This is a genomic window from Intestinibacillus massiliensis, assembly GCF_900155735.1.
In the GTDB taxonomy this organism is placed as follows: domain Bacteria; phylum Bacillota; class Clostridia; order Oscillospirales; family Butyricicoccaceae; genus Intestinibacillus; species Intestinibacillus massiliensis.
In genome coordinates, this window is the sequence record NZ_LT707049.1 from 1 (window position 1) to 20,614 (window position 20,614).

22 protein-coding genes and 1 pseudogene are annotated in these 20,614 nt (G+C 52.9%); 11 read left to right on the forward strand and 12 right to left on the reverse strand.

The genetic code is table 11. From position 1 onward, the window contains the following. Positions 1-118 precede the first annotated feature (118 nt). From CZ203_RS01395 to CZ203_RS01425, 7 genes are all read right to left on the reverse strand, one after another. Positions 119-301 carry a ParA family protein gene (locus tag CZ203_RS01395; RefSeq protein ID WP_087064301.1) on the reverse strand — a complete coding sequence of 61 codons (183 nt, stop codon included), beginning with the start codon at positions 299-301 and terminating at the stop codon, positions 119-121. A 400-nt stretch (positions 302-701) separates the two neighbouring features. Then, positions 702-1,670: a radical SAM protein gene (locus CZ203_RS01400; RefSeq protein WP_087064302.1), complete on the reverse strand. Its 969-nt coding sequence runs from the start codon at positions 1,668-1,670 to the stop codon at positions 702-704. A gap of 76 nt (positions 1,671-1,746) precedes the next feature. Next, positions 1,747-1,965, reverse strand: a complete 219-nt coding sequence (locus CZ203_RS01405; protein ID WP_087064303.1) for a hypothetical protein — start codon at positions 1,963-1,965, stop codon at positions 1,747-1,749. 121 nt (positions 1,966-2,086) lie between these two features. After that, complete coding sequence (locus CZ203_RS01410) at positions 2,087-2,341, reverse strand: hypothetical protein (protein WP_087064304.1); 255 nt, start codon at positions 2,339-2,341, stop codon at positions 2,087-2,089. 15 nt (positions 2,342-2,356) lie between these two features. Beyond that, positions 2,357-3,055: a hypothetical protein gene (locus CZ203_RS01415; protein WP_087064305.1), complete on the reverse strand. Its 699-nt coding sequence runs from the start codon at positions 3,053-3,055 to the stop codon at positions 2,357-2,359. A 14-nt stretch (positions 3,056-3,069) separates the two neighbouring features. Continuing rightward, positions 3,070-3,459 carry a hypothetical protein gene (locus CZ203_RS01420; protein ID WP_087064306.1) on the reverse strand — a complete coding sequence of 130 codons (390 nt, stop codon included), beginning with the start codon at positions 3,457-3,459 and terminating at the stop codon, positions 3,070-3,072. A gap of 149 nt (positions 3,460-3,608) precedes the next feature. Beyond that, on the reverse strand, positions 3,609-4,538 hold the full coding sequence (locus tag CZ203_RS01425; RefSeq protein WP_143436069.1) for a hypothetical protein: 930 nt from the start codon (positions 4,536-4,538) through the stop codon (positions 3,609-3,611). 124 nt (positions 4,539-4,662) lie between these two features. Between CZ203_RS01425 and CZ203_RS01430 the strand changes: the two genes are divergently transcribed. Both CZ203_RS01430 and CZ203_RS01435 read left to right on the forward strand, forming a co-directional pair. After that, positions 4,663-5,400, forward strand: a complete 738-nt coding sequence (locus tag CZ203_RS01430; protein ID WP_087064308.1) for a LytR/AlgR family response regulator transcription factor — start codon at positions 4,663-4,665, stop codon at positions 5,398-5,400. A gap of 7 nt (positions 5,401-5,407) precedes the next feature. Further along, positions 5,408-6,715: a sensor histidine kinase gene (locus CZ203_RS01435; protein ID WP_087064309.1), complete on the forward strand. Its 1,308-nt coding sequence runs from the start codon at positions 5,408-5,410 to the stop codon at positions 6,713-6,715. A gap of 607 nt (positions 6,716-7,322) precedes the next feature. On the opposite strand, the gene CZ203_RS01440 is transcribed toward CZ203_RS01435, so the two are convergent. From CZ203_RS01440 to CZ203_RS15415, 3 genes and pseudogenes are all read right to left on the reverse strand, one after another. Continuing rightward, the gene (locus CZ203_RS01440; protein ID WP_087064310.1) at positions 7,323-8,048 is read right to left on the reverse strand and encodes a Fic/DOC family protein; all 726 of its coding nucleotides are present in this window, start codon (positions 8,046-8,048) and stop codon (positions 7,323-7,325) included. Then, positions 8,041-8,244 carry an antitoxin VbhA family protein gene (locus CZ203_RS01445; RefSeq protein ID WP_087064311.1) on the reverse strand — a complete coding sequence of 68 codons (204 nt, stop codon included), beginning with the start codon at positions 8,242-8,244 and terminating at the stop codon, positions 8,041-8,043. Before CZ203_RS01445 ends, CZ203_RS01440 begins: the two co-directional genes overlap by 8 nt. Positions 8,245-8,756: 512 nt before the next feature. Beyond that, a pseudogene (locus tag CZ203_RS15415) lies at positions 8,757-8,861 on the reverse strand (hypothetical protein); the annotation flags it as partial. A gap of 259 nt (positions 8,862-9,120) precedes the next feature. Here CZ203_RS15415 and CZ203_RS15420 point away from each other — a divergent pair. From CZ203_RS15420 to CZ203_RS01485, 8 genes are all read left to right on the forward strand, one after another. Then, positions 9,121-9,249, forward strand: a complete 129-nt coding sequence (locus CZ203_RS15420) for an S-layer homology domain-containing protein (RefSeq protein WP_407927696.1) — start codon at positions 9,121-9,123, stop codon at positions 9,247-9,249. A gap of 390 nt (positions 9,250-9,639) precedes the next feature. After that, positions 9,640-10,485, forward strand: coding sequence for a tyrosine-type recombinase/integrase (locus tag CZ203_RS01455; RefSeq protein ID WP_087064312.1), 846 nt, complete (start codon positions 9,640-9,642; stop codon positions 10,483-10,485). A 422-nt stretch (positions 10,486-10,907) separates the two neighbouring features. Then, the gene (locus tag CZ203_RS01460; protein ID WP_087064313.1) at positions 10,908-11,189 is read left to right on the forward strand and encodes a hypothetical protein; all 282 of its coding nucleotides are present in this window, start codon (positions 10,908-10,910) and stop codon (positions 11,187-11,189) included. A 19-nt stretch (positions 11,190-11,208) separates the two neighbouring features. Beyond that, entirely contained in the window at positions 11,209-15,150 is a 3,942-nt protein-coding gene (locus CZ203_RS01465; RefSeq protein ID WP_087064314.1) for a leucine-rich repeat protein, read from the forward strand. A 320-nt stretch (positions 15,151-15,470) separates the two neighbouring features. Then, positions 15,471-15,851: a hypothetical protein gene (locus CZ203_RS01470; protein ID WP_087064315.1), complete on the forward strand. Its 381-nt coding sequence runs from the start codon at positions 15,471-15,473 to the stop codon at positions 15,849-15,851. Between the two features lie 63 nt (positions 15,852-15,914). Continuing rightward, a complete protein-coding gene (locus CZ203_RS14850; RefSeq protein WP_087064316.1) occupies positions 15,915-16,529 on the forward strand; it encodes a hypothetical protein in 615 nt (204 codons plus the stop codon). Between the two features lie 455 nt (positions 16,530-16,984). After that, entirely contained in the window at positions 16,985-18,085 is a 1,101-nt protein-coding gene (locus CZ203_RS01480) for a zinc-binding protein (protein ID WP_087064317.1), read from the forward strand. Continuing rightward, complete coding sequence (locus tag CZ203_RS01485) at positions 18,086-19,018, forward strand: class II glutamine amidotransferase (protein WP_087064318.1); 933 nt, start codon at positions 18,086-18,088, stop codon at positions 19,016-19,018. It abuts the gene before it with no gap. 211 nt (positions 19,019-19,229) lie between these two features. Here the strand turns inward: CZ203_RS01485 and CZ203_RS01490 are convergent, their stop codons facing one another. Next, positions 19,230-19,676, reverse strand: coding sequence for a Fic/DOC family protein (locus CZ203_RS01490; RefSeq protein ID WP_407927692.1), 447 nt, complete (start codon positions 19,674-19,676; stop codon positions 19,230-19,232). Between the two features lie 138 nt (positions 19,677-19,814). After that, positions 19,815-19,988 (reverse strand): hypothetical protein, encoded by a 174-nt coding sequence (locus CZ203_RS14415; protein WP_159456305.1) that lies wholly within the window; start codon positions 19,986-19,988, stop codon positions 19,815-19,817. A 64-nt stretch (positions 19,989-20,052) separates the two neighbouring features. Here CZ203_RS14415 and CZ203_RS01495 point away from each other — a divergent pair, with 64 nt between their 5' ends. Beyond that, the gene (locus CZ203_RS01495; RefSeq protein ID WP_087064319.1) at positions 20,053-20,607 is read left to right on the forward strand and encodes a recombinase family protein; all 555 of its coding nucleotides are present in this window, start codon (positions 20,053-20,055) and stop codon (positions 20,605-20,607) included. Positions 20,608-20,614: the final 7 nt, after the last annotated feature.

The following is a 20,614-nucleotide window of genomic DNA, read 5'->3' on the forward strand; positions in this document are numbered from 1 at the left end:
CCCCCGCCCCCCGCGTCCGTGGCCTCCCCGGCCTCTCCTCTCTTTTACACACGTATAGGGTGAAAAGAGAGAGGGATATGTCCCCCCGCCACTACGTCGTTCATGGTACCCGCCAAGGTCAACGGCACGCGTGGGGCTTGCGCGTGCCCAGCATTTTTGTAAGATCGCCCTGGAGTGCTACGCTCAGCAGCAGGACTTTCTTCCCATTGAGAGCCAGACCTGCGCCGATATTGTTGTCACTGGTGCTTTTGCCCACGCCACCCTTTTGGTTCGCTATACTAATAATTTTCGTTTTCTTCATTGATGGGATCCTCCTTTTCCATAGATTTAGCCACTGGCGGTGAAACAGACGGTTATATATGGGCATAGAAAAAGCCGCCCATCCTTCCCAGAACAGATGGCTTTGTATGTACGAACGATATGTAATCTTCATGTTTCCTGCATGGTGCTTTGGGCAATCTCTTTGACCGTAACTTTGCATTTCTTAACGCTATATCGTATCAGGCATCATTTGTTGGTAGTAATAGGGGGTCTTTCGCTCATGAAATGCTCTGTTTTACAAGGATAGTAAACCATTAACTTGATATTTTTTATAAGGTAGTGGCAAAATAAAACGACGATACAGTATTTGGACATTTTCATGTCCGAATAACATACCGTCGTTTTATATTGGCGATTTTGTGGAAGTTTACTGAAACTTCCTATTTTACGCGTTCCGCGGCCAGGCCCAGCGCCGCCCGGACGACCGCCGCGTATTCCTTTTCCATGTGCGGCCGCACCGCGCGGCAAAAATCCGCACTGCTGAACAGTACATTACACAGGTGGCAGGGGGATACAAACGCATCCGGCAACTCCATCCCCGCTTGCTTCGCAATCTGCATCAGCCGGCCAAACCCCATGCGGCGCAGCCCCGCAAACAGACAGTACCGCTCATAAGAATCCATAAGCTCCCGCAGGCTGTCCGTGTAAATGCTGCCATTGGATAGATGGCTCTGATATACCGCCTGCGAGCAGCAGGGATAGACGGTACCGTCGGCAAATACAAGCAGATCGCCCTGAAAAGGGCATTTCCAGTCATCCGAAAACGGTGTGGCCGCAAACGCTTCGTTTGCTAAATCCTGTCCGGCGCCAATCGGATAAAAAGGATATACGGTTACCTGTGTGTTATAAATATCACGATCCAGCGCCTTTATAATATCCGCCGCGCGCGTTCCCTTCAGCGTATCCCCAACCGCCAAGGAGAGCGGCAGGTTTACCGTCCGGCAAAGCCGTAAAATATGCCGGATCCGGTCAAGGGGGACATACTCGATATGGTATGCGTCCACGCTGACCGACAGGCTGTCCAGGCCGGCATCCTTCAGCGCACACAGCGTATCGGCAGCCGCTTTTTCATCCGATGCCCAAAACCCGTTGGAGGTAAGGGACGCGCGCATATTCGCCCGCTTAATCTCCCTCACGCTATCGAGTACCAATCCGGGATACAGCATGGCTTCGCCGCCGCTCAGCCCCACAGACGTGATCTCCGGAATATCCTCCGCCTGACGGATAATATCAAAGACCGTGTCCCGGGATAACACCTGCTTGTTGCCGGGGCTGCAACGGAAACAACACATTGCGCACGACGCTGTGCAGCGGTCGGTAAGCGCGATGCCTACTTTTCGAAAAATCATGCAATACCTCCCATCGGGTTGTGCGCGCTTCCTCAGGCCCGTCTGCCGCGCAAGGCTTTGTGAAACCGCTTCCTGTTTACACGATCAAAATCTGCGTGATTAAAATTGTGCCGCCGCCCACAAAAGCACCGCCTTCGCTGCACATTTTAATTTCGCGGACCAGTTCCTCCTCCGTGATCTGATAGCCCTCTTTTTCCAGCGCCTGCACCATGGCGGTAACTGTGTTGCCGCTGATCCTTTCCGCCAGTTCCACATCTGTAAACGCATCCGCTTTTAAATCTTCAATTGTTTTCATCATGCTGCCTCCTTCATCAGGCTCATAAGTTCGTCCGCTTTTATTCTGCATGTTTTGCACGGCACGCCCTAGCCCATGCCGTCGTATCGCTGTAGGAAACCATTTTTGCGTTTTGCCTGCGTTACATTTGGCGTATATACACATTGCAGGTATTGCCCGACCAGCGGATGCGCAGCTCGTTGCCGGTGACATTCTGTCCCGCGCCCTGCGCACGCTCGTTACCGTGCCTGTCATAGGCCACGCCCGAACTGATGCCTGTCACGTGTGTAACATTGGTGCAAACAAACTGATGCGCCCAGCCCAGTACGTTTGCATGGTGCTGGATGGAAGGCGCGTCGATTGTCGCATTGAGAACGCCTGTAAGCCGTAATGTCATAGTGATACCCCTTTCTCAGCCCAGCAGCCGCACGTCATCGTCACAGACGGCTACTATATCATGATTTGCATCCATATACGTATAGGTCTTTTGGTAGGTCTCATGATAAAAATCACCCAACGCCACCATGCTCGTGAGCGGCGTTTCAAAGCCTGGCTTCAGCACCCGGTAAAGCACCACGACCTTGGCCACATCCCAGAACACCACATCGCGATCGTTTTCACACTGCTCATACCGGATTTCCACCATGCTGGTGCGGCTTTCCTCCGTGGCGTACTCCGTCACCGTGGTCAGCTCAAACGCCGCGCCGATATGCGCCATGACGCTGCCGCCCTCGGTAAACTTGCTCGCGTCGAGCGCCGTGTCCAGCCGCTCGGTCTGGGTCGTGCTTTGGCGCATCGACGAGGTGTGCAAAATGGTTTCCGTTTTGTCAATTGATTGCTGCGCCGCGATCGACAGCATGCCGCTGCGCCGCATCACGTAAACACACGCGGAAAAGTAAGCATCCACCGCGGTTTGCTTGGCATAGGCGTCCGGCAGCTTCGGATCCTGGATTTCATTCCATTGGCTGCGGGGGATTTCCAGTTTTTCACTCCGGCTCGCCAGGATATCATTTGAAAAAATATTTTTTTCTGGCAAAAGCGACCGTATGGCCGTTTCCGAAGCCAGGGGAAGGCGTTCTATTTTCGCCCAGTCACGATAGTCGTCAATCATTCTGTACCGCCTCCTTAAAGACTTCGCGATATTGTAACAGAGGTCGAAAAATCGTGGTTCCCGTCCGGGATTTTTTGAAAGCCCGTCGCCTGCAGCAGCCCTGTTGTGTCACAGCTGCTCGTATTTTTGTGCTTCCAATACGGCATATCAACAGAAACTCTCAGGGTGCCGTACCGTGTGCTGCCGCTGGGCGGCGTATCGCTGAAGGTCAGATAGAACTCAATGCCTGTCGCTGTGCCCGCTGGAGAGTGGACAAAATATTTCGCGGTTTTGCCTGGCTCAATATCATCCGGGAAATTATCGCTCCCGCTGTCCTTCCCGCCCCAGGCAATGTTCGCGTTGTCCAGATGCAGGGTCCGGTCAAGCTGATTAAACACCGTAAGCTGATAGGTCCATTTTGGCATTTTGACTTCCTCCTTTTAATAAACGATCCGCTTTTTTATGCAAACAGGCTCATAAACTTCTGGCGCATCCCGTGCCTCCCGTCGCGCCGCTTTTGATTGTTCATGCTCCGCCTGATCGCCGCATTATACGGCCGCGCCGCGTTTCCGGGCTATCGGACACGTTCCAGCCGCTCGACCTCAATTTCGGACACCCGCTGCAAATTATCGGCGTGATAGGCGAGATCCGCGGGCATTACCCGGAGCGCCTCAAGCGGAATGCCGGCCGCCTTGGCGAGATCCGTCATCCGTTCATACAACCCGCGCGCAGTACTCGTAAGTGTACAGGGCGGGGGCAGCGTCTCCCTGGCTGCCTGCGCCTCATGCACCGCGTCATACAGTTCATGGCAAAGCGTTTCCACATTGATGTTGCCTGCGGCGAGCGGCGCCAGAGTAAATGCCCCGGCCTGTGGGATGAAATCCATCAGGCGCACGCCATCCGCCGCGCCTGAGGCCTGCGCCTGCAGCACGCCGTCATGAATGTTAATCTGGTATGCGTCTCCGCAGTCCTGATAGACCTGATAAACAAACTGTGAACATACCATCGCGTCCGGATGTCCCAGAAGCTTTGCGATGAGCTTGTCAATTTCCATGCAGGCAAGCGTCAACAGCTGCTCCAGAAGGTGATACACACGTGTACTGGGATGCAGATGGCGGTAAATGAGCGCGACGCCCAGCAGCACGAGCGCAGGAATATCGTAGCGTATTTTTGCATCCAGGTACCGGTTCGCCGCACGTATCAGCGGCGCGGCGTCCCGAGCCGGCGTCAAACGCATTTGATACGCGGTTTCAGATGCGGCTCCGCCGCCTAGACGGATTTTGCAGTCCATGATTCCATCCAGGCCCATTTCAACCATCTGCCCGTCCGCGTAAATCATGGCCGCGTGGCTGACATCGGAGAAAGTCCCCCATGCAATTAATTTGCTGATCCACTTGTCATCGGCTTTAAAGATTAAAATATCCCCTAAATTTGGTGTATGCATAACAGCAAAACTCCTTCCTCTAAGCATCAATTCGGTTTCACTTTCCCATGTGATGAGCAAACTATAACACACGTTTGTAACGAATTCAATATTTTGGCACAAAAGGGCAAATTTTGGCGTTAAGCCGTGACATGCAAATCTTGCTGTGGTAAAATATGAATTATTATACGTATAGGGGTGCCAAATGAATGTTGCTATCATTGACGATTGTAAAACTGATCAAATCACGATTTCACACTGTATTACGCAATACTTTACCCATGAACATACATACGGATCGCCCAGTATCCGTTGCTTTGACAGCGGGGAAGCGTTCCTTTCCGCTTTCGGCGCCGGCCAGTTTGACCTCATTCTGCTGGACTGCTGTATGGCGGGCATGAATGGGCTTGAAACTGCTTTGGAAATTCGCAAACTTGATAAACGGTGCGCGCTGGTTTTTATTACGGTCAGCACCGATTATGCGGTCGACGGTTACCTTGTCTCTGCTTCTGGTTATCTTGTCAAACCGTTTACCGAGCAAAGTTTTGCACAGGCGATACAAGTTGCGCTGTCTGGCAGCGCGGATCAGCGTACCTATGTCACCCTGCCCCATGCCCCACATCCCGCTAGGCTCCTGCTGAAAGATATCGTTTTTTGCGACATTGACGGGCACTACATTCAGGTGCATCAGCGCAACGGCGCTATTTTGCGTGTTCGCATGACCTTTAGGGCCCTGTGCGATTTACTCGCGGGTCATCCTCAATTTATGGAGGCTTTCCGTGGCTGCATCGTAAACATGGCGCACATCCAAAAGGTCGAGGAACTAAACTTTTTGATGGTTTCAGGTGAGCGCGTGCCTTTCCGTAAAAAAGAGCGCAAAAAATTATTACAGCAGTATTCGGATTACCTGTTTGACAATACCGATTTAAAACAATTAGGATAAATGATTTATGAATGTAATGCATGTGACAATGCAACTGGTTTGCTACGAGCTATTCGACATCCTGCCTTGTTCGGTTCTGGGCGCCACACCTTTCTGCACCACGCCGCACTCGCATGCGCGCATGCTTGGCGCGGTCGCCGCACTGTATGTCTTCGGTATCTTCCGCAGGCTTCTAGCCTTTTTTGTACCTGGTAGCGCCAGCTTGCTATCTTTGTTATGGATTGTGCTCTACATTGGGTTTTTCCGGCTGGTTTATCATACTACGCTGTCGAAAATCCTCTTTGTATTAATCACCGTATTGAATTTCGCGACTCTGATCTCAATTTTTTATAACTTTTTGGGAAACATATTGTTTACCAACCAGCTGCACGCGGCACCATATGGCGCGCACGCATGCATTTGCCTCGCCGCCTCGTGGCTATTGTTTTTCCCGCTTCAGTATTGGCTGACCACAAAGCTCGCCCCCTTAATTTCCTCGCAATTTAACGAAAAAGTGTGGCGGTTCTTATGGCTCATGCCCGCCACATTTTGTGTATTTTTCTATTACAACCTTTATACCGACCATAGCGGGCTGTCTTTTTTCAGTAATAATCGTAATTTTATTTTTGCACTCGTCATCAGCGGGGGGTTCTTTTCTGTTCTACTGCTTATGGTGCGGCTGGTACAGGAAAATAACCAGGTGTTGCAATTAAAGGCAGAAAATTACCAACTTTCACTGCAATCGCTGCAATACCAAAGCCTTCAGGACCGCATGGAGGAAACCCGCCGTGCCCGACATGATCTGCGGCAAAGCATGGCGGTAATCAACGCCTACCTGCAGCATGGGAACCGGGACGAGCTTGAGCACTTTGCCAGCAGCTACTGCGCGGCTCTGCCAGTGGATAAACCGATACTATACTGCCGGAATTCCGCGATTAACGCGGTTTTGTCGTACTACGAAGAACGCGCGCATATAGAGCATATTTCTTTTTCGGCAGCGGTGGAGTATCCGGAAACGACCGCGATTCCGGATACGGAAATCGTCGTTTTATTGGGCAACCTGTTGGAAAACGCGATTGACGCGTGTATTCAGCAACAAAGCGGGGCGCCACTAATCGACCTATCACTGCGGATGCAGGGGCAATCCCTCGTGGCTGTGCTGCGCAACACCTATACGGGCACACGGCTGCCGGACAACGGCGCTTTTCCTTCCAGCAAACACGCCGGAGAGGGAACCGGCCTCGCATCTGTACGGCATATTGCTGAAAAACACAACGGCGCCGTGAACTTTACGGGGGACGGACACATCTTTTGCGCTTTCATCACCTTGTTTTAAGCAATGCCCGCGCGAGGGCTTTTTCAGCGCAAAAACGCCGTGGTCAATTTGCTCAAGGCATAAGCGTGTTAAAAAATCCAGGATGCTCATTCCGAGCATCCTGGATTTAAATAGGTAAAATGAAGGAAACAAACAAGGGAAGGGTAGGTTCCCTTTCCAACAGGTCAGGTTCTTGAGGTTCATCGCAGCCCCCCGGTATTACGTAAGTAAAACGCATGGTGCGTTTTTCTTCGCGTCAGCAAAGATACGCCCTATCTTCTGACAGATGCAGGACATCTTAGCGTGCTGCATCAGCTACCACTGCTGCGCGGCGAGGAGATAGTCGCCCATTATAGATGCTAATTAGCATTTTACATAGTATGACAGGCGCTTACTTGATCCCCCCCTGCCCTTCACTGTACAACGGCTCACCAGCTGATGCGTATGGTTAGAATCAACTGCCCGTCGATTTTACGCAGCAAATGCGCTGGCAGCATTAGGCTTTTGGGTTCTACGATTTCTGTTATACCCCGATCCAGTTTTCCTCGTTTCCGCATGCTGCATCTCCTGGTTTATTCTTTACCTTTACCCCAATAAGCCCAGCCTTTCGGCTGGGCTTTTTCGCCGCTTACTCCTCCTCACGCTGTTGATGGGGTAGCGGCACATATTTTTCAGTTTGGTATTTTTGAAGCCTTGCCGGGCCTTTTTCCGTGTCCAGCAGCTGCAGGTCGTCGCTGTCGTATTCAACCGGATCTACACAGACCGCATCCATCAGGATACGCTCCAGATGGTCATATTCGGAAAGATGGTCAAGCGACGCCATTACAAAGGCGTCACGGACATATCCGGCGCTCGCGGCCAACAGTTCATGATCCATATAATATCCATGGCACTCTACAAACAGCGTCATCATCATAACGACAACACGGGTATTGCCTTCCCGGAACGGATGCACACGCCAAATCAGTGGAAACAGCCTTGCCAGCGCCTTTACAAACGCCTCCCGACTATCCGTTTTCCATCCATGCTGGTTCAACGCATCAAATGCCTCTCGCAGGTCGCGTGGGATATCCTCATCGTTGCTATACCAAACGCTCCGGCCGCCCAGCAGACGTTCCCGCTTTTCAATATTGATGATACGATATTTCCCCGCCCACTCATAAATATCACCAAAAAGGAAACGGTGGATTTCACATAAACCCTCTGGTGAAAACCAGTCAAACCCTTGTTCATACAGCAGCATCATATTCGTACGCGATTGTTCCGCTTCGATCAAATCCAGCGTTTCTGCAGATTTAATATCCAGCTTATTTCGCAACACCGCAACGTCATCGTATAAATAGGGATCAGGCATGTCTTCTCCTCTCCTGTTCCGCTATTCTACGATGCGACGCCAGCAAGGCCTGCTTCATTTGCTCACCGGTAAGTTCTCCACGAGCCCAGCAAGCCGACAAGGTACGGGCATAGTCGGACACCGGTACGCCCTCTATCGCGTTGATCGCGTCTGCGGCTTTGACAGCCGCGATGCGGCGCTTTGTATTTTGATCCATCACACAGCCCTCCTTTGTTGCTTTTAGTATATCACAGGCCGTACCAAAACAACAGCGTATTTTACCCCCCCTGTCTGCGGCAGTGTCGGCTTGGAGTAGGATGGCTTTCGATATATTTTTGTGACCCATGAGCTGGTGGCGTTGTCCCATTCACCTTGATACAATCCCCCTGCATCCGCGTGGTTGATAATGTCATTTTAAAACCGGCCGGAACCGTGCCATACTCGTAACGGATATCAATCACATACTCGCCCGACAGGAGTTTGAGCGAACCCACGTCGATTTTAAATGTGTATCGGTTTGTGGATAGCCGGCTGTCCGCCAACGTGTGGTAATCGTTTTTGTTAGCCTTATAGGTGATTTTGTACCAGACGTGCGCGTTGTATATACCTGTCGTGATCGTCAGGCCGCGCACTGCGTCGGTCGGGATACGATCGTGCCACAAGCAGCACGTTGGACGCATTACCAATGTTGGCGAAATCATACCTCTCTTTTTGCTTGTAAATACCGTTTTAACCCCATATACCGTTCCTTGCCGATGGGTAGACAGCCCGATAACGGGAAATGGTGCTGATGCAGCTAGTGTTCACCACGTAGCTTTTATGGATACGGTAAAACCTCCGGCAAGATTTGCTCCTGGGCGGAGATCAGGCCAGACACTTGTAAGCACTCCATCGTGGTATAAACCGTCGTGTGCTGTTTGGATTCCTGCAGATACAGGATTTCCGCGAGGAGCAACTAGCAGTATTTTTCTTCCTGTCACAAAAGGGCAACTTTTCACGTTGACCGTGATGGATTCTATCCGCTTCATGTAATCAAAGAAATTGGACTGCACGGTAAACGCTATCGCTGACCCGGACTTGTAAGCGGAATATCCTGCGCTGGGCGGTCGAGAAAGGCTTCATAACCAGCACAGACAACGGCCTACTAAATCCCACGGGTCAGGCAACGCGCGCTCAAGTTGCAGCCATGCTACATCGTTACCTGGATAGCAAAGGCAATTAATAACACACAAAGCGGCAGGATAGTATCCGACCTACCGTTTTATATACAACAAGCAAAAAGTTGCCGAAAATGCATTTCAAAGTATCCTGGTTTCTTGATAGGTAAAAGGTAATTCCAGCGCCACATCAAGCTTTCGGAAAAAGTATGGCCGTGATACCACTAACCATATCTATTTTTAACTATATGCTCACCACCCGCTTGTCTTTTCCTTTATTTCATCATGCTGCTGTGGGGATAGGGTGTTTAATCAATAGCACCAATTTGAAACGCATTACAATCATGGCTCCGCGCCTGCCTTTCTAGGCCGCGCGGAGCCTTTTTTCTTAATCCGTATAGCGAGCCTCCTACAAGGTACAATAGGTACATCATATTCTATTGGGAGGTTTCACTATGGTTGAACACAAGTTGACTGGAGCACAAATCGCGGCCTTTGGCCGGTATCTGCGGGAGGAGGAGCAAAGCCCAGGCACACGGGAGAAGTATTGCCGGGATGTGCGAGCCTTTGCCGCATGGCTGGATGGGCGGAGCCTTACCAAAGAAATCGTGACAGCGTGGAAGGAGCACCTGACGGTGGAGCAGTACGCCCCGGTAACCATCAACGCTATGCTGGCCTCCATCCATGCTTACCTCCGCTTCACCGGGCGGGGCGAGTGCCGGGTGAAATACCTGAAGCTCCAGCGGCGGCTGTTCCGCGATGGCCGCCGGGAGCTGACGCGGGAGGAGTACAGCCGCCTGCTGGACACGGCCCGTACCCTGGGCCGGGAGCGGCTGGCTCTGGTGATGGAGGCCATGGGGGCTACCGGCGTCCGGGTCAGCGAGGTGAAATATATCACCGTGGAGGCCGTCCTGACCGGGCGGGCGGAAATCTTTCTAAAAGGCAAAGTCCGCACCATCCTCCTTCCCGGCAAACTGTGCCGCAAGCTGCTGAAATACGCAAAACGCAAAAAAATAGCCTCCGGCGAGATATTTCTCACCAGAGACGGCGGCAGCCTGTCCAGAAAGCAGATCTGGGCGGAGATGAAAGCCCTGTCCCAGCGGGCGGGGGTGGCGGACTCCAAGGTGTTCCCCCACAACTTGCGGCATTTGTTCGCAACGGCATTTTACCGGGCCTGCAAGGACATCGCCAAGCTGGCCGATTTATTGGGTCACAGTTCCATTGAAACGACCCGTATTTACCTTGTCTCCACCGGGGCGGAGCACTCCCGGCAATTAGAACGGCTGGGATTAGTCAGTTGAGACGAAATCCATAGTTTGCCGTAAAAGCAAAAGTGCTGGGCAACCGGGCGCGGAACTAAATCCATAGTTTGCCGTAAAAGCAAAAGTGCTGGGCAACCGGGCGCGGAACTAAATCCATATTTCGTTCACCAATAGACCGAAAATAATTACTACATTACATACTATTATTTACATTTTAGCATAAATATCGTGTGTTAGCAAGGGATTTCGACGGTTTTATGGCATGACAAAATAGACCGTCCAGATCTGATTTTGTACGGTCCATTTTTGTGCGTCCATTTGACATCCCCATGTGAGAATGTGGGGGTGTTTTAACGCGCTTATCCTAAACACCCATCCCCTGATGGTGGATCATTTAGGACAAACTATGGAGTTTGTCCATATTAGCAAGTCCGCCGCTAAGTAAAACGGAGGTGATGGGAATGAAAGTGGATGGTATTTTAGACTTCTCACTGTTGGATGCCATGGCGATCCAGACCCGGCGTGAATACCTGTCGGATCTGAAATACCTGCAAGACTGGGAGCTGATTAGTCTGGGCAGAGCATTGGAGCAGGTGCCTGCAAACGCCGCCACACTGTCTGAGTGGAATGACGCGCTGACCTATCTGGCTGGAGTGCCGCCGGAACAGACCCAAGCGGCCTCAAGAGAACGGCTGATAACCTTTTTGACCGGGCCCCGTAATATGGGGCATAAAAACACATAATTATGGGAGGGAATACGCTATGAAAAAGCAACGCAAATGGAAGCCTTACAGTGGAAAGATTCTATCAATGCTGTTGTCCCTATGTTTACTGCTTGGTATGCTGCCCGCGTCGGCGCTGGCAGTGGAGGGCGAGCCAGAGGGTGAAGCCGTGGTTGAGTGTACACAGGCGGAAGGCTGCACGGCTACGGAGCATAAAGAGGGCTGTCCGCTGTATGAGGCTCCTCCCATAGATGAGGAGCCGGTCGACAATGAAACCCCTGCCGAACCGTCCCCTGCTGAACCTATGGCTGCGGAACAGGTGGCCGCGCTGATCACGGCGCTGCCGGAATATGCCGACGCGACGCCGGATGATGTGGCAGACATTGAGGCTGCGCAGGTTGCCTATGATGCCCTAACCGTCGAGGAGCAAGCGGCGGTGGACGCGGAACTGGTGTCCAAGCTTGCCGCCTTGACCGAGCTGGCGGAGAATTTGAACGCTTACGATCCGTCAAACGATGCGTCGGTTTATGAAGCGACACCCGCCATGTCCGGCACCTGCGGCAATCCCAACGTCAACGAAGGAAAGAACGTCACCTGGGCGCTGACGCAGAACAATCAGGATATCGGCAACCCCACCTACACCCTCGCCATCTCTGGCAGCGGGGCGATGGCGGATTACGAAAATGGAAGCGCGATGCCATGGAGAGATTACAAAGCATTAATCAAGAAAATAGTGATCGGAGACGGAGTTACACATATTGGAGGCAGAGCGTTTCAAGATGCTGCTGCTGAAGAAATCACAATATCCAGCACGGTCAATAGTATTGCTGAGCGTTTCACGCAAAGCTGCAACTCTCTGATGGCAATAAACGTCGATAGCTCCAACGCTTATTACGCAGTTATAAACGGAGCACTTATTAGTAAGGACGGCAAAACACTTTTAAGGTATCCCTCCAAGAGCGATGTATCTGAATTTACAATACCTGCTGGTGTTGAGGTAATTCATCCCTTTGCTTTCTGTGGGAATACTACGCTGACTAAAGTAAGCTTTCCCAATAGTATTCTTAAAATTGGCACATATGCATTTATCCAGTGTACAGGATTGTCAGATTTTGTTCTCCCCGAGGGGCTTACAACAATTGATGACGCGGCATTTGGGCAATGCACCAATTTCAAAAATGTTACAGTTCCCGGCAGCGTTACTTCATTAGGGTCACATATATTTTCCGGTTGCACTGGCTTGGAACAAGTTTTTTTTAGTAATAGTGGTTCAACAAGAAATCTCACACTTAAACAGACTTTTTTAGACTGTACAAATTTGCGTGCGGTTTCCCTATGCGATGGAATCACTTCCATCACCACCAATGCGTTTAAGAACTGCACGAGTTTGAAAACCTTGAACCTACCTGCTTCCGTAAATAGTATAACGGATTCCCCTTTTTCTGGATCTGGATTGGAAAGGATTTCTCTGCCAGATAGTATGACGCAGGTGGGTCAAGATGCCTTTAAAGGTGCTACATCTTTAAAAGTATTCTCTGCGGGCAACGGACTTAGCAGCTTTGCTACAAATGCTTTTACCAATTGTTCCGCTCTTTCCGTTGTGAATTTGAGCGCGGCCAATGGTGTTACCACCGTTGGAGCATCCGCATTTACCACAATAGCAGATGAGAGCGTGATTTATGTATCCACCAATAGTATTGCGAGTATATTTCAGTCTAATACTGCATATCCCAACTATGCTCCTATAAAAACCGCTCTCGCTGTCACAAACGGCGGCATCTTCTCTGCGAATACCACCTTTACCGCTAATACTCTCGCGACCCCCATTAAGAATAGCCATACCTTTGGCGGGTGGTACACCGACGATTCATTTACTACCGCACTGGAAAGTGGCGATCCTCCCACCGCCGGACAGACCTATTACGCCAAATGGGTCAACAAAATCGTCTTTGACGGCAACGGAGCCACAAGCGGCTCTATAACCGAGCAGGAAATCGCCGAGGGCACTACCGCTAACTTGACCGCCAACAGCTTTACCAAAACCGGCTATACCTTCTCCGGCTGGAACACAGAGGCTAACGGCGCAGGTACTTCCTATGATGACCAAGCCACTGCGCCTACCGGCAACACCACTCTGTACGCCCAGTGGACGCCTAACACCTACACCATCAGCTTCAGCGGCGGCGAGGGAGCGACTGGATCGACTGATTCCGTCAACGCCACCTATGACGCGACCGCCACGCTGACCACCAACGGCTTCACCAAGACCGGGTACAATTTCGCGGGCTGGGATACCGACAGCAGTGCCAATGAAGTGGTTTATCCCAATAAGACCCAGGTGAAAAATCTGACTGCCACAGCCAGCGGCACCATCACCCTATACGCTGTCTGGACAACGAAAACCGTGCTTGCGCCCGATGTGACCGTTCAGGCAAGGATCTATAACGGCGCGGTCCAGGCATTCACTCTGGACGGCACCTATACCATCACCTATCAGCGGAATGGTCAAGCCGCCACACCCAAGGATGCGGGAACGTATGACGTGGTAATCTCCACGGCTGAGACCGACACCACGGCGGCCTACAAGAACACCGTCTACGGCGGCCTTGTCATCACCCCAGCCACCCTGACCATCACCGCCGACAACCAGTCCATCCATGTAGGCGACACACTGCCGTCCTACACCTATAAAGTATCCGGCTGGCGGGGCAGCGACGGCACCTTGACCACACCGCCTACCGTCACTTGCGCTACCGCGGACGCCAATACCACGGGTACATACCCCATCACCGCCAGCGGGGCGGATGCCGGGAGCAACTATACCATTACCTACGTTGATGGCACGCTCACCGTCTCCAGCCGTCCCAGCGGCGGCGGTAGCGGTGGTTCCTCCGGAAGTTCCTCCGGGGTTTCCGGCTCGGGCGGCAATGTGAGTGTCAGCGCCGGCGGCGGCAGTGTCTCCAACAGCCAGATGACCGAGGCGGTGGACAAAGCCAGCGAGGGTGCGGCCATTAAGATTAAGGCCACCGGTTCCACCACTGTCTCTCTGCCTGTCTCCGGCATGGAGAAAGCGGCGGCCAATGACAACCATGTGACCGTCGCCACACGCAGCGGCGAGGTCACCCTGTCCGCCGCCGCCATCAAGGGGCTGGTGGAGGGTACCTCCGCCAAACAGGCCATTCAGGTGCGCGTTACCACCGCCACGGCCACCGCCGCCGGGGTGGACGCGGGAACGCCGGTGTTCGACGTGTCCGTGTCCGTGGGCAGCACGGCGGTTCACAGCTTTGACGGCTCTCTGTCCATCACCCTGACGGTTTCAAACCTCTCCAAAATCGAGAACCCCTACGTCCTGCACATCCTGGCCGACGGCACAAAGCAGTATCTCAAGCCCACGGTCAAAGGCAACCAGCTCACCGTCAGCGGCATACGGAATCTCTCCTACTTTGCCGTCATACCCGGCAGTGAGGTGCCCGCCGAGCCGGAGCCGCTGCCCTTCACCGATGTCGCAGAGGACTTCTGGGCCTACGACGCGATCTCCTATGTCTATGAAAACGGCCTGTTCGCGGGCACTTCGGAATCCACGTTCAGCCCCGAGGTCACCATGACCCGTGAAATGCTTTGGACGGTCTTGGGCCGCATGTCCGGCGCGGAGCTGACCGGCTCCGGCGTGTTCGAGCAGGCCCGCCAGTGGGCGGTCAGAAGCGGCGTATCCGACGGTGCCAATGGCAGCGATACCATCACCCGTGAGCAGATGGTGACCATGCTGTACCGCTACGCGGGCAGCCCCGCCGTCAACGGTGCTCTCACCGGCTATGCCGACGCTTCCACTGTCAGCGGCTACGCCACGGACGCCATGGCCTGGGCCGTGGGCAGCGGGATCATCTCCGGCACTTCCGCCACCACCCTGTCCCCCCAGGGCAGCGCCACCCGCGCCCAGGTTGCTACCATCCTCATGCGTTTCGTCGAAAATACGGAAAAGTAATCCCCCCAGCGGGAAGGAGGAGGGCATCCGCCCTCTCCTTCTCCAAGCCCTTCACACGGATGGAGGGTTTGGAGAAGGATACATCCACCGGTAAGAAAGGACAGCGGCATGAAAAAGGAAGGGATATGCGCACTGTGCGGCAAAGTGACCACCGGGGGGCAGGAGATCTGCTCCAATTGCAGGGCACGGCTCATCCGGGGCGGCGTCTCGCTGAACGCGCAGCCTCCCCGGTAGACAGCCCCCGTTATCCTCCTGATCGGCCTCACGAACCAGGAGGAAGTACGCCATAGCCTGTCCAAGCTGGGCGCCTCTTTTATCCTGTGCTGTCAGAGCACGGCGGAAGCGAGGGCTATCTGCAGGAACAGGACGGCGAGGTGCTTTTTCTCCTGTATGCCGCCATAGGCGAGGCAGCCTATCTGGACTTTCTGGCGTGGCTTCTGGAAAACCGCCCCGCCTACGGGGCCATCGTCGGGGACAGCATCAGCGATCCGCTGTCTATCAACGCGCTCAATTCTGCCCTTTTGGTAGATGCCCTCCTGCGGCCGGTTTCCGCAGCGCGATGGCGGAAGATGCTGGCCCGCCGGGTCGAGCATAGTGGCGGAGAAGCGCGGTCCACCCTGCGCCAACTGAAAGGAAACGTGCCTTGCTGGTATACCGGGGACAAGGCGTCGGAACGGGAGCCAGCCATTTTTGATACATAAAACGCAGGCCGAACATGTCCCACAGTACGATTTGATTCCGGGCTATTAGAAAAGGAGCGCATAATGCGGCAAAACGACGTGATTTTGGATAAAACGGCCACGGTTGCCCCGAGATCCATCCAGGAGGATGGGATACCACGGGACGGCGGCCTCTGGCCGGAGTATGCCCACACGCTGATTGTCTGCGTGGACGGCTTGGAGGACGGGCTGGCGCAGGGGCAGATATACAGCTATTGCGTCCCGGAAGAACGTCCCTTCCACAGCCTAGATCAAATGTTATTTACGTTGGAGGATCTGATAAATAAATGCGGTCTCGCCCAGCCATGGAACGAACCGCGCAGTTTGACAGCGGGGAAGAAAAAGCAGAGACGGGTGGACGCCGACCGGGGGGAGCCAGAAGCCCCGGGAAAATTGAACCCATCCTGGACATTCCAAGACCTCCGGCCCGTACGGGGGAAACTGGCCTCCTTCTACCTGAGGGTCTATTCCAGACAGCACGCCTCCATGCAGGGGGTGCTGGCGCCAGCGGAACAGAAAGGCGTCCCCATGGCCTTCCGCAGCGCCCTGGAACTGCTGCGGGCGCTGCAAGGCGCGTTGGAAGAACGATTTCGGCTCAGAAGGGATATGGACGATGGAAGCAATCGTGGTGGCCGAGATGAGCCAGTTATCCCCCCCTGACTCTAATTCCCGTCGTAAGATATGTATAATTGCAAAAACGCATAAAAAAAAATAGGTGGGCTATTTCTGCAAAAACTGAACATGCATGTACTTATACCGCAACCGCGCCGTGATGCCTTTGAACGTAGAGAAGCACCCCAAAAAAGCCCACGTTTGTCCCTGCCTGTCCGTCACCGCTTTGGCCAAACCTCCCTAGGTAGCAGGAAATAGCAAAGGTCCATATTCAGCTTCGCATGAAAAGCACACCATTTTTACTGAAGCACTCCCCCCTTACTTCTATGGAAGATACCAAACATGCCCTGTGGGCTCGCATGACCAAAATCCTGAACCCTAACGCCAGCTAATTACCGAGGCAATTATAAACCATACTAGCGTGATTCCTATCTATATATTATAAAAGTGAACCCGAAGAAGCCATTTCTCCGGGTTACTTTCATATTTAGGAGGAACACGAAATGAAATCCATATTTATTTGTACGCATTGCGGCGAGAAACATCCCCGTTCAGAGTGCTTCCGGGTAGGGGAAGATGAACTGTGCCTAAGCTGTGCAGGCATGCTTACAATCCTCTGCGACGAGTGCCAAACCCGTATCTACCGGGAGGACAACCAAGGCGGCGCCAACAACGTGGTCTGCCCAGCCTGTTTTGAACGCTATTTCACCCGTTGCGACAGCTGCGGCGCAATTATCCGCAACGAGTCTGCTTACCACCCCGATTGGGACGGCCAAACGCTTTGCGAGGAATGCTATAACGATCTGGAGGGCTCTGAGCCAATCCACGAATACAACTACACACCCGAGCTGGTTTTCCACGGCAAGGGATTGCGACATTTCGGCGTCGAGCTCGAAATAGACGGGGGTGGCCAATGCGGGGTAAACGCGGGCAAGCTGTTGGCAGCCGCCAACGCAGTTGCGGAAAACTTGTATATCAAATCGGGCTGCAGCCTAGACGATGGGTTGGAACTGGTTACGCATCCTATGACGCTAGACTACCACCTACAAGAGATGCCTTGGGCTGCGGTGCTCGAAACCGCCCGCTCGCTGGGTTATTTAAGCCACCGTGCCGACACCTGCGGCCTGCATGTCCATATTTCACGTTTGTCATTTGGCTGTACATACGACCAGCAGGAGGCCGCGATTGCCCGTTTTCTGTTCTTTGTTGAAAAGTTTTGGCCGGAGCTCTTGCGGTTTTCGCGCAGGACACAGGGGCAACTCGACCGCTGGGCGGCACGCTACGGTGCGAAACTCACGCCCAGGGAACAGATCGACCACGCTAAAAGCTCCTATGCCGGGCGGTATACGGCGGTCAACCTGACAAATTCAGAGACAATTGAAATCCGCATTTTCAGGGGTACACTCAAATTAAACACACTGATCGCCACCTTGCAGATGGTTAACCATCTTTGTGAGGTGGCGGTTTCTTTATACGACGAAGCCCTACAAGAGATGAGTTGGTATGATTTCTTGAACCTGGTTCAGGAACCGGAATTGATCGGGTACCTGAAAGAGCGCCGCCTGTATGTCAACGAACCCGTTTTAACAGAGGAGGATGATTAAATGTGCAGCTTATTCGGCCTGATCGACCACGGAAAAGTGCTGGCTACCAGGGAGAAGAACCGTATTTTGAACACGCTTGCCCGGGAATGTGAATGCCGTGGCACGGACGCCACCGGCATTGCCTATCACTTTAACGGGCAGATGCGGATTTACAAGCGTCCCTTACCAGCGCACAGGATGAAGCTGCATATCCCCAATGGTGTAAATGTGGTTATGGGACACACCCGCATGACGACCCAGGGGAGCGAAAAACGCAACTATAACAACCATCCGTTTCCCGGCTGCTGCGGTGGGAATGCATTTGCATTGGCACACAACGGTGTCCTGTGGAATGATCGTGAACTACAAGCGGACCTTCCCAAAACCAACATCCAGACGGACAGCTATGTGGCCGTACAGTTATTAGAAAAACAAGGAGCCCTTGACTTTTCCAGCCTGAAAGCCATGGCGGAAACAGTCGAGGGCTCTTTTGTGTTCACCGTGCTGGATGCACAAAACACGGTCTGGGTGGTCAAAGGCGATAACCCATTTGTGCTGTACCACTACAACGGCTTTACCCTGTACGCATCGACGGAAGCAATTTTGCGCCGAATCGCAAAGCGGCTACGCTTTGGCTTACCCAACGGGATTTCAGAGCCGGAGGAGGGTGAGATTTTGAAAATTGACCGTACAGGACGTATTACAACCGGCAGCTTCATCCCATATCACACGTGCCAGCATTGGTGGCGGTACCGGCCTTACTATGACCCGATTGGGGTGGAGAGGACGACAGGGACGTGCGATTTGACCGACGCCGCAAAGTCAATGGGCATCAGCTCAGACGAAGTGCAGGTACTGCTGGACTATGGCTGTTCGCCACAGGAGGTTGAGGAGCTGCTCTATGACCCCGCGTTACTGCATGGTCTGGCGGGCGAGCTGTTGTATGCCTACTGACGGGAAACTATCAGGAAGGAGGTGAGCATATGAATTGGGGGACGCTTATTATCGCCGCGGGTATGATTATCGGCGAATTGCTGGGCGATGATGACGACGATGGCTCATGTCAATAGGGTATACCCAACTGACATAGCGTGAAAGCATGGCAATAGGGCCGGTTTTGTGGCTTTGACACATGTCAAAACCACAGCCGGCCCTACTGCAATATTCATTCTAATATTTTGTCAAACACTTGCCGCAGGTCGTCCATGACACCTGCGGAAGCATGGATGGTGGCGATCATCATACGGTCGCCGTCCACCTCGGCGAAGTTGATGCTGCGTCCGATCCACCGCGCTAACTGCCGGAAGTACAGCCGCTGCACGCGGCCGTTCCCTTCGCGGAAGGGGTGAAGATAATTGATGGAATCGTACAGATCGGCCAATTCGCTGATCAACTCTACACGAGGGAGTGCGGAGAGATACCGATTTGCTTTCAGCCGTGCGAACACTTTGTTTGCAGTCGTTTCAATTTCCATGGCCGGGCAAAACGCCGTGCGCAGCTTGCTCATATTGATTGTGCGCACCTGTCCCGCCCAATCGTACAATTCCTCGAACAGCATACGATGCAGATTCTTGTAATAGGTAAAATCCGGCTCTGTGGTCAGTGGCTGCAATTCAATTTGCAGCGTCTTGACCGAAATGATCAGCTAGTTGCTTTTGATCGCGAATGCCCAGCTTGTTGATCAGCACGCTGGTGCCGGTTAGCAGTCGCTTTGCGATGGTGTCATTTCGTAGGCCATAGCACACCTCGTTTAGCTGTATTTTGCGTTGAGTATGCAAAGGGAATCCTGTAAGCTGGCCGTGCCGCTCAATACGGACAGGCAAAGCGCGCGGATTTCGTCGGTCAGTTCCAAGCCTTCCATTTGGCAAGACATCGCAATATTATCCAGCACTTCAGACACTGCCTGTTGTGGTTCTAGCGTCATTTTTCATCACTCCTAATAGGGACAGGATAACATAATTTAAAACCGAGAGAAAGGGGCTGCATCCATGAAAATCGGCTATATCCGTGTCAGCACAGAGGAACAGAACACTGCGCGGCAAGAGGTGCTTTTGCGAGCCCTCGGCGTGGACGAGATATTTATTGACAAGGCCAGCGGCAAGAACGCTGACCGTAGACAACTGGGACAAATGATGGAGTACGTCCGCAAAGGCGATACGGTAATCGTCGAATCCATTAGCCGCTTTGCGCGAAACACGAAAGATTTACTGACGTTGGTCGAACAGTTGACTATCAAAGGAGTGGAATTTGTCTCCAGGAAAGAGGCTATTGACACGACCACCCCAACCGGCAAATTCATGCTGACCGTTTTTGCCGCCGTTGCCGAACTGGAACGGGAGCATATTTTACAGCGGCAACGCAAGGGGATCGACATTGCCAAGGGACAGGGCAAATACACCGGCCGTAAGCCACTGCCCTTACCAGACAACTTTGGCACAGTCGTCTCGCGTTGGCGGCGCGGCGAGATTAGCGCCGCTGAGGCCATGCGGCGGACCGGCATGAAACCAAATACCTTTTACAGGCGGGTACGGTCTTACAACTAAGTATGCC